Origin of the sequence: Paenibacillus sp. IHB B 3415 (genome assembly GCF_000802655.2) — a bacterium.
GTDB lineage: Bacteria > Bacillota > Bacilli > Paenibacillales > Paenibacillaceae > Paenibacillus_AQ > Paenibacillus_AQ phytohabitans.
On sequence record NZ_JUEI01000022.1, the window covers coordinates 184115 to 192807 of the forward strand.

The 8693-nt window shown below is 51.4% G+C and carries 6 protein-coding genes; all 6 read left to right on the top strand.

Annotation, left to right across the window (positions count from 1 at the left end):
• The first annotated feature begins 254 nt into the window (after positions 1 to 254).
• The 6 genes from QW71_RS12685 (at position 255) to QW71_RS12710 (ending at position 8460) form a co-directional block, all read left to right on the top strand.
• The gene (locus QW71_RS12685; protein ID WP_039298138.1) at positions 255 to 1616 is read left to right on the top strand and encodes an ABC transporter substrate-binding protein; all 1362 of its coding nucleotides are present in this window, start codon (positions 255 to 257) and stop codon (positions 1614 to 1616) included.
• A 219-nt stretch (positions 1617 to 1835) separates the two neighbouring features.
• Positions 1836 to 2789 (top strand): carbohydrate ABC transporter permease, encoded by a 954-nt coding sequence (locus tag QW71_RS12690; protein WP_039298140.1) that lies wholly within the window; start codon positions 1836 to 1838, stop codon positions 2787 to 2789.
• Complete coding sequence (locus QW71_RS12695; protein WP_039298142.1) at positions 2786 to 3649, top strand: carbohydrate ABC transporter permease; 864 nt, start codon at positions 2786 to 2788, stop codon at positions 3647 to 3649. Before QW71_RS12690 ends, QW71_RS12695 begins: the two co-directional genes overlap by 4 nt.
• An 84-nt stretch (positions 3650 to 3733) precedes the next feature.
• Positions 3734 to 5461 (top strand): sensor histidine kinase, encoded by a 1728-nt coding sequence (locus tag QW71_RS12700; RefSeq protein WP_039298143.1) that lies wholly within the window; start codon positions 3734 to 3736, stop codon positions 5459 to 5461.
• A 14-nt stretch (positions 5462 to 5475) separates the two neighbouring features.
• Positions 5476 to 6843 (top strand): ABC transporter substrate-binding protein, encoded by a 1368-nt coding sequence (locus QW71_RS12705; RefSeq protein WP_039298145.1) that lies wholly within the window; start codon positions 5476 to 5478, stop codon positions 6841 to 6843.
• 21 nt (positions 6844 to 6864) lie between these two features.
• Entirely contained in the window at positions 6865 to 8460 is a 1596-nt protein-coding gene (locus QW71_RS12710; RefSeq protein WP_039298147.1) for a response regulator, read from the top strand.
• The last annotated feature ends 233 nt before the right edge of the window (positions 8461 to 8693 follow it).

Below are 8693 nucleotides of genomic sequence, written 5' to 3' on the forward strand. Positions count from 1 at the left end.
ATCATAAATATTTCCACCATAAACCGGGAGTCCACCGCGAACAGCGGATGAGATGAAGAAATCTGGGGACAACAGCGGCCGGAAGTCCAAATGTTCACCGCAGTGACGATGAAGCTTCAAGTTCAAACTTAAGTGCGTCTTATATGAATCATAAATATTTCCACCATAAACCGGGAGTTTGCCTCCTCAAAAAAAACATCTGCCTACTGTACACTAAATCTTGTAAGAGAAACCTTTGAGAGGGGTACAGAGGAATGAAAAAAGTAAAAAACCTGGCGCTGACGCTGGTTTCCATCATGCTCATGAGTTCGCTCGCGGCATGCGGAGGAAACAACAACGGCGGCAACAAGGCTGCAGAAGGAAATACAGGCGGCAACGCAGCAAGCACAAATGCACCGGCAACTGAAGGGGCTAATACAGAGCCAGCAGAGAAGGTGGAGCTATCCTTCTGGACACTGGGCAACGTGAACTATGAAGAGCTGGCTACTGAATACACTAAGGAACATCCGAATGTAACCATCAAGGTACAGAACACCGGTGACCAGACGGCCCACCACAACAACCTGACCACAGCGTTGTCGGCCGGTTCGGGCGCACCTGATATTTTCCAGCTTGAAATCGGTTTCATGGAACGCTTCCTGGGCGCACAGGACAAATTCTACAACCTGAACGATCTGGGTGCCAAAGACATCCAAGCCAACTATCTGGACTGGAAATGGAAACAGGCTTCTTCTATTGACGGCAGCTTCCAGCTTGGACTTCCGACAGATATCGGACCTACTGTAGTCTATTACCGTACCGATCTGGCTGAAGCAGCCGGCCTGCCAAGCGATCCTGAAGGGTTCAGCGCAGCGATCGATACCTGGGATAAATTCGCTACTGTAGCCAAAGCCTTCAAAGATAAAACCGGCAAGTACTTCTCCGATCTGACGGATCTTACGTACAACGCGCTGCGTGACCAGTCTGCTGACGAAATCTACTTCAGCAAAGCGGACGGAACCTTCATCGGCGACACCAATCCGCAAGTGAAGAAAGCGTATGATTTTACTGTAAAAGGCATTCAAGAAGGCTGGATCAGCAATGTTATGCTCTGGTCGCCTGAATGGGGCCAAGGCATGAACGACGGTTCGTTCGCAGTGGTTATGGGCCCGGCATGGATGGCTGGTAACATCAAGAGCAACGCACCTGATTCCTCCGGTAAATGGAAAATTGCCCAGCTTCCTGAAGGAGCCGGCAACTGGGGCGGTTCATTCATCACCCTTCCTAAGGAAGGCAAGCATTCGAAAGAGGCTTATGATTTCATCCAGTGGCTTGTTAACAAAGACAACCAGCTGGAGTCCTTCAAGACCAAAGGTCTGATGCCTTCCATCCCTGCACTGTATGAAGATCCTGCATTCGTAGACTTCAAGGATGATTTCTTCGGCGGTCAGCAGACAGCTGTTGAATTCGGTAAAGCGGCTAACCGCGTTAAACCGGTATACTACGGACCGCTGCATGACCAGACGGATACCTTCTTCAAGAATGCGCTCAAGAACGTACTTGAGAAGAAAGCTGATCCGGCAAAAGAGTGGGAAGATGCTGTAAAGCAGTCGAAAACTCTTGCAGAGCGCGGCTAAATTCCTTGTGACGCTAATCTTAGTCTATTGAGGAAGACGATTCCTCAAATGTCCGGATTCACGGAGAGCTTCATCCTCTGTGAGTCCGGATTTATAAATATAACAACGAATATATTCACGCTGTACTTTATCCTTCTATTTCCCGCTGAAACGGATACCGTCCTATAGAGGGCGGCATAGCCGTTTCTGCTTGCGTTATGAATTCACTGGAGGTGTGACATGGCTGAGCCCGTATTAGCGAGTCCGCATGCCGAGAGCAAACGTCCTTTTTTGACCGAACAAAGACGGAGCCGCTTCACTGCGTATACATTTATTTCACCGTTCTTTATTCTGTTCTCGATATTCGGACTGTATCCGATCTTCTTCACATTCTATTTATCATTCTTCAAGTGGGATGCCTTAGGTCCCATGAAATACGTGGGCTTCAAAAACTACGATCTGATCACAAGCGATCCGACCTTCTGGATCTCATTCAGCAACACGCTGATCATGGGCCTGATGGGTACAGTGCCGCAGGTGTTCCTGGCGCTGCTTCTGGCTGTGCTGCTCCACTCGGGCATGACCCGGTTCAAAAAGACATTCCGTATTCTCTATTTCATGCCGAATATCACTTCCATCGTGGCCGTTACGCTCGTATTCAGCACCCTGTTCGGCAACAACGGGATGATCAACTGGCTGCTTAACGGAATCGGTGTAGAGAGCATGGCGTTCAACTCCGGCTGGTGGGGAGTCAAAATCGCCATTTCAACGATGGTGATGTGGCGCTGGACGGGCTATAACGCGATTCTGTTCCTCTCCGGACTGCAGAGTATCCCGATGGATCTGTATGAATCCGCCCGGATCGACGGGGCTAACCGCAGACAGCAGCTGTTCTCCATCACCTTGCCGCTGCTCAAGCCGTTTATTATTTTCGTAACCCTGCAATCGACGATTGGTGCCCTGCAGCTCTTCACAGAGCCGTATGTCTTCCTCGGCCAATCCGGAACCGGATCTACCCGGCAGGAAGGTATTACGATGGTTACCTATTTGTATAGCGAAGCATTCCGCAACGGATTCTTCGGTACTGCGGCGGCTACAGCAGTTCTGCTGTTCCTCGTTACGATACTGTTCTCTGTCCTGAATATGCTGATTTCCAGAAGCGGCAGCAGAGAGACTGGAGGGAAAAAAGCGTGAGCACACTGCGTATGTTCAGAAAAAAACCGGATGATCTCGGCTTTTTCGGCAAGCTGGGTTTCTATTGTCTTCTGATCCTCGGGGCACTGGTCTCTATCTTCCCGTTCTATTGGATGTTCGTCGTTGGTACGAATGACAAGGGAGCCGTGTTCCATGTACCGCCGCTATTGACGGTTGGAGACCAGTTCTTCGACAACTTCAAGCGTGTGCTGGAAAAATCGGACTTCTTCCAGGCGCTCGGCAACTCGCTGTTCGTATCGTCCATGGTGACGATCTCGGTCGTGTTCTTCTGTACACTGGCCGGTTATGCGTTCGCCAAATATGAATTCCCGGGTAAAAATATGCTGTTTGTATTCGTAATCGCTACACTGATTGTTCCGCAGCAGCTCGGGGTATTGCCGACCTATGTTATTATGGCTAAGCTGCACTGGATTGACAGCTTCAAGGCGCTGATTGTGCCGGCGATGGTTAATGCCTTCGGGATTTTCTGGATGCGCCAGTACATATCCGCTGCGGTTCCAACCGAGCTGATTGAAGCCGGACGGATCGACGGAGGCGGGCACTTCAGAATTTTCTGGAAGATTGCGGTGCCGGTAATTACACCTGCAATGGCTACACTGGGTATTCTCAACTTCATGACTGTATGGAATGATTTCTTCTGGCCGCTGGTGGTGCTGAAGAACAAGGAGCATTATACAATACAGATTGCTCTGCAGCAGCTGTTCACTACCCGTGACGGTCTGGATTATGGAATGATTATGTCTGCAACCTTTACGGCAACCTTGCCGCTGCTCGTCGTATTCCTGCTGTTCAGCCGCTGGGTTATTGCCGGTCTGACCTCAGGCGCTATCAAGAGCTGATGAACTGTTATTGGCTGTAACAGGAAATATAGAATGCTGTGAAGAATAATAATGGACAGAGTCAGCAGGAGGAAGGGACCATACATGAAGCTCCGCCGCAAGATCTTGTTCGCTATTATTCTTCTCGTATTCATTCCCGTGATCGTCATGGGGATTGTTACGTATGTCAATTTCTCCAATGCCATGGAGAAGAAATCAAGCAATTTTTATTGGATTTCACTGCTGGAGACGGACCGCAAGCTCAAGTTCGCACTCAGCGAGATTTCATCGATTACCAATTCTGCGATCACGCAGCCGGCGATTCAGCAATCGCTCAAGCAGCAGAACTTTGTGCTTACCTATGACCGCAAGCAGGAGATTAACAATCTGCTGATCAATCATCCGATGGTCACTTCCTTCAGTCTGTACGGTAAAGACCGGCTGCTCTATCAATATAATGCGCCGATGTCTTTTGCCGATATGCATAAACAGGTCTGGTTCGGAGCGATGGAGAGCGCTGAAGGGCGTCCCGTCTGGTCCGGTCCCGGAGAGAACGGCTCGGCAAGCGCGGGCAAACCGGTGCTGGTACAGGCCAGAGTCATTAAAGATTATTATTCACTGGAGGATATCGGCTATCTGGTTGTGTACGTCAAGCCGGATTTGCTCGATCAGATCTTCTGGGAAGCGGCGACCCTGAAAAAAGGGGATATTCTGCTGGTGAACAAGCAGGGCAATATCGTCTTCAATAAGTCCGGAGAGTATATTGGACAGCGGACGGATTTTCCTTTTTTGCAGGAGAATTATACCCAGGAGCAGGACTATTACATTGACAATTATCAAGGGGAGCGGTCTCTGATCACTTTCCTGCCTTCACATAATACAGACTGGTATCTCGCCGCCATTACCCCGATGAATCTGATTTCATCGGAATCGGTGTCCATCCGCAATATCGCAATTATTCTTGGGATGGTATCGCTGCTGTCTGCTTTTCTGTTCGACCATTATTTCATCCGCAGGCTTGTCCGCAGCATTAACAGTGCGGTGAACGGGATGAAGCGGGTCAAGCAGGGGATATTCATGCCGATCACGGTGCCGCTCCGTGCCAATGATGAGAGCGATTCGCTGATCGACGGCTTCAACCGGATGAGCTCGCAGATCAATGAGCTGATCGAGCAGGTACAGACCGAGCAGGGGCGCAAGAAGGAAGCGGAGATGCAGGCGCTGATGGCGCAGATTAACCCGCATTTCATCTATAATTCACTGGAATCCATTAACTCGATGGCGGTGCTGGCCGGCAACAGGGATATCAGCAAAATGGTCATCTCGCTCGGCAGGCTGCTGCGCATCAGCATCAGCCAGAATCAGGAGCTGATTCCGCTGCAAATGGAGTTCGAGCATGTCCGCCACTATCTTGATATTCAGAAGTTCCGTTTCGAAGAGAAATTCTCGTATGAGCTGGACCTGCCTGATTCCCTGAAGATGGTGATGACCCAGAAGCTGATTGTCCAGCCAATCGTAGAAAACGCTTTATATCACGCCATTGAGCAGATGGAGGAGCATGGCACCATTACGGTCAAAGCCCAGGAGAACGGCAAGGATATCATTATTATCGTTAAGGATAATGGGCCGGGCTTTGACCTTGCGGTGCTGATGAGCCAGTGGAACAAGGAACGTGCCAATCTGAGAAAATACAGCGACAGCGGGGTGGGGCTGAAGAATGTACATGAGCGCCTGAACATCCGGTTCGGCAATCCTTATGGCATTCTGGTCTGCTCATCCCCCGGCTTCGGATCAGCGGTTTGTATCCGGATTCCGAAGATTCAGCCATCATGAGAAGGAGAAACGGAATGAAGGACCAGCGGAACGTTGCGAGATGGTTGACCAATTGGGGATGGATTCTGCTCTACATCGTGCTGATGTCCGGTGCGGTCTGGTTCATTACGCAGGAGGACCGGGAGCCGATTGAAGATAACTCTCCTGAGAAAATCACCTTAACGTTCCGGCACTTCTGGAACAAGGAGCATGACCGGCCGCTGCTGGCCATCTTCGAGGAGGTTGTGCGGAGCTACCAGGAGAGCCATCCGAACGTGAAGGTGAACTTCGAAGGACTGGACCAGAACATTCACCGGGAACAGAAGCTGAAGAGCGAGATGGTGACGGGTACGCCGCCGGATATGTTCGTTTTGTTCGGCGGGGCGGAGATTGAGCCTTATGTCCGTTCGAACCGGCTGATGGATCTGACCGAGTTCACGGACCTGAACGGATTAAGCAATCAGTTCAAGGACCTGCATCTGTGGACCTTTAACAAACATATTTATGGCCTGCCCATTGAAGGCAATGCAGAGCCGCTCTATTACAACAAAACCATTTTTCATAAGCTTGGACTGGGAATTCCGGAAACAGTGGCTGAACTGGACGAGACGATTGTGAAGCTGAAGCAGGCGGGCTATATCCCGTTCGCGCTAGGGAATGAGGACCGCTGGCCTGCCGGGATCTTCGCCCATTACTTAATGGACCGCTATGCCGGGCCGGAGCTGATTCAGGAGCTGGTGACAGGCGAGAGTGAAGCCGGATTTCAGAACAGCGGCTATATGAAGGCCTTCCAGCATCTGAACCGGTGGATCGGCGAGGGCGCTTTTAGCAGTGAATCAAACGATACGTCAACCGAGAATGCAGTGCGTCTGTTCACTGACGGGAAGGCGGCGATGTATCTTAACGGAAACTGGGACATCAACCTTTTCTCAGGCCAGACAGCTCCGGCGGAATTCCAGAATCAGGTGGGTGTGATTCCGTTTCCGGCGCTGGTCAAAGGGGCGGAGCCGTCGATTGCCGGCGGCTACACCATGGGGATCGGGCTGTCATCGAGCCTCACTGGTGCGAAACGGGAAGCTGCGCTGGAGCTGATGAAAGGCTTTTATACCAAGGAAATCCAGACGCGTATAGTGTATGAAGGCCTGAGAATACCTTCAATGCGGATTGCCTTCGATCCGGATAAGACCGGACCGGTATTCGCCCAGGTGATGGAGCTGATGGAAGAGAGCCACCAGAGCTTCGTGCCCTACGATAATCTGTTGTCGCCTGAAGTGAAGAAGACATTCTTAAGTGTGATTGAAGAGATGATCGGTGGAGGAATGCAGGCCGATCAGGCTTTGCAGCAGCTGCAAGACGCGTCCAAGCAATACTGGAATCTGATCCGGAGCTCGGACGTTCAATAAAGCCTGGGGGGGTGCAATAAAATGAGTGAGCATCAGGAGAAATATAAAGTATTGCTCGTGGATGATGAGCCGATTATTCTGCGCAGCCTGAAGGTTGCGATTCCTTGGGAAGAGCTGGGTTTGACTATTGTTGGTGAAGCGAAGAACGGGGAGGCCGCTCTGCAGCTGATTCAGGAGACCTCACCGCAGATCATCATCAGTGATATCCGTATGCCGGTCATAGACGGGATTGCGCTGATGAAAGAGGTGCTGCCGCGCAGCTCCAAGCTGATTTTCATCTTCATCAGCGGGTACGGCGAGTTCGAGTATGCCCGGGAAGCTTTGCGGCTCGGCGCGTTTGATTATCTGCTGAAGCCGATCGATCATGAGGAACTGGCGGTCATGCTTGCCCGGGCCAGAGAACGGCTCGACCGCCAGAAGGAGAATGAGCAGCTGATGCTCTCCGTCCAGACCTTGTCGCTGCTTGCCCGCGAGCGGATGCTGGCCGAGTTCACGCTCGGCAATCCGCGCCCGCTGCAGCATCTGAAGTGGCTGGAGAACAGTGAGCTTGAGGAAGAATATTTCATGGCCGTTGTCCGTCTGGACGACTATGCCGGCCTCACGGCCAAGTGGAGTGCAGAAGAGAAGCATCTCTGGCTGTTCGCGGTCCGCAATATTCTGGAGGAATGGTCGCTGGAGAACGGGGCGCTGTCGATCTTTCCGTTCTATAACGGGGAATGGATACTGCTCTTCCCGGCCGCCATCAGCACCGGCAAAAGAGCGCTAGGTGAACAGCTGATCACCGGCATCAAGAGGTACTCTAAGCTGAACTGCTCTGTGGGCATCAGCCGCACCACCCGGGGGATAGATCAGTTAAGCACGGTGTATCCCTTGGCCGCGCAAGCCTTGTATCAGCGTTTCTATTCCGGGCAGGCGGGCGTGTTCATCGAAGAGGAGACGGCAGCAGCCGGCAGCCGTGAGGTGAAATATCCCAAGGAGCTGGAGCTCTCGCTGATTGAGAGTATCCGCACATTGAACCTGGAGCGTATGCTTGCCCTGTTTGATGAAATGTCTGTCTTCATAGAATCCCAGGCCCTGCCGCAGCAGCTGGCGGAACGCCTGATTATTGAGATGAGTGTGGTGCTGTACAGGCAGTTCGAGCATCTGAACACGCACAATGAATGGTCGGTAGAGAGTCTCTTGAGTAAGCTTCACGGCTTGGGAACACTGACGGATATGATTGAAGCGCTCAAGGCGGAATTCCGGGAATGGCTGCAGCAGAGTCACAGTACGGCCGCCCGCGAAGACGGGCGCAGCATCATTGAGAAAGTCAAACGGTACATTGAATCCAATTACCACAAGGATCTCAGCATCGAAGAGGTGTCCGAGGTGGCCGATCTCAGCATCAGTCATTTCTGCACCCTGTTCAAACAAATCTCGGGCTATACCTTCCTGGAATTCGTCACCCACTGCCGGATGGAGAACGCCAAGTACATTCTGCAGAACAGTACGGTGAAGGTCTATCAGGTAGCTCCAATGGTCGGTTATCAGGACCCGCGATATTTCACGCAAGTGTTCAAGAAAGCTACGGGCAAGACGCCGACGGAGTATCGTGAGGAGCATGTGAAGCAGGCTTAACGCAGTGGGGCGGCTCTAACCGTAAAGAGCAGATAAGGAAATATAGCATATAGACCATAGGAATGTAGGAATGTAGGAATGTAGGAATGTAGGAACATAGGGAAATAGGAACATAGGAACATAAGAATATAAGCATAAGGACGAGCACAAGCACTTTGGGCACCTTCGGGTGCTTTTTTTTATGGGCGTGCCCAGAGGCACGCATTATCTAGTTGGTGCAAGTCCAACCAAGA

Coding starts and splice junctions, on each gene's coding strand:
- QW71_RS12685 (WP_039298138.1), top strand. CDS start 255: ATGAAAAAAGTAAAAAACCTGGCGCTGACGCTGGTTTCCATCATGCTC.
- QW71_RS12690 (WP_039298140.1), top strand. CDS start 1,836: ATGGCTGAGCCCGTATTAGCGAGTCCGCATGCCGAGAGCAAACGTCCT.
- QW71_RS12700 (WP_039298143.1), top strand. CDS start 3,734: ATGAAGCTCCGCCGCAAGATCTTGTTCGCTATTATTCTTCTCGTATTC.
- QW71_RS12705 (WP_039298145.1), top strand. CDS start 5,476: ATGAAGGACCAGCGGAACGTTGCGAGATGGTTGACCAATTGGGGATGG.
- QW71_RS12710 (WP_039298147.1), top strand. CDS start 6,865: ATGAGTGAGCATCAGGAGAAATATAAAGTATTGCTCGTGGATGATGAG.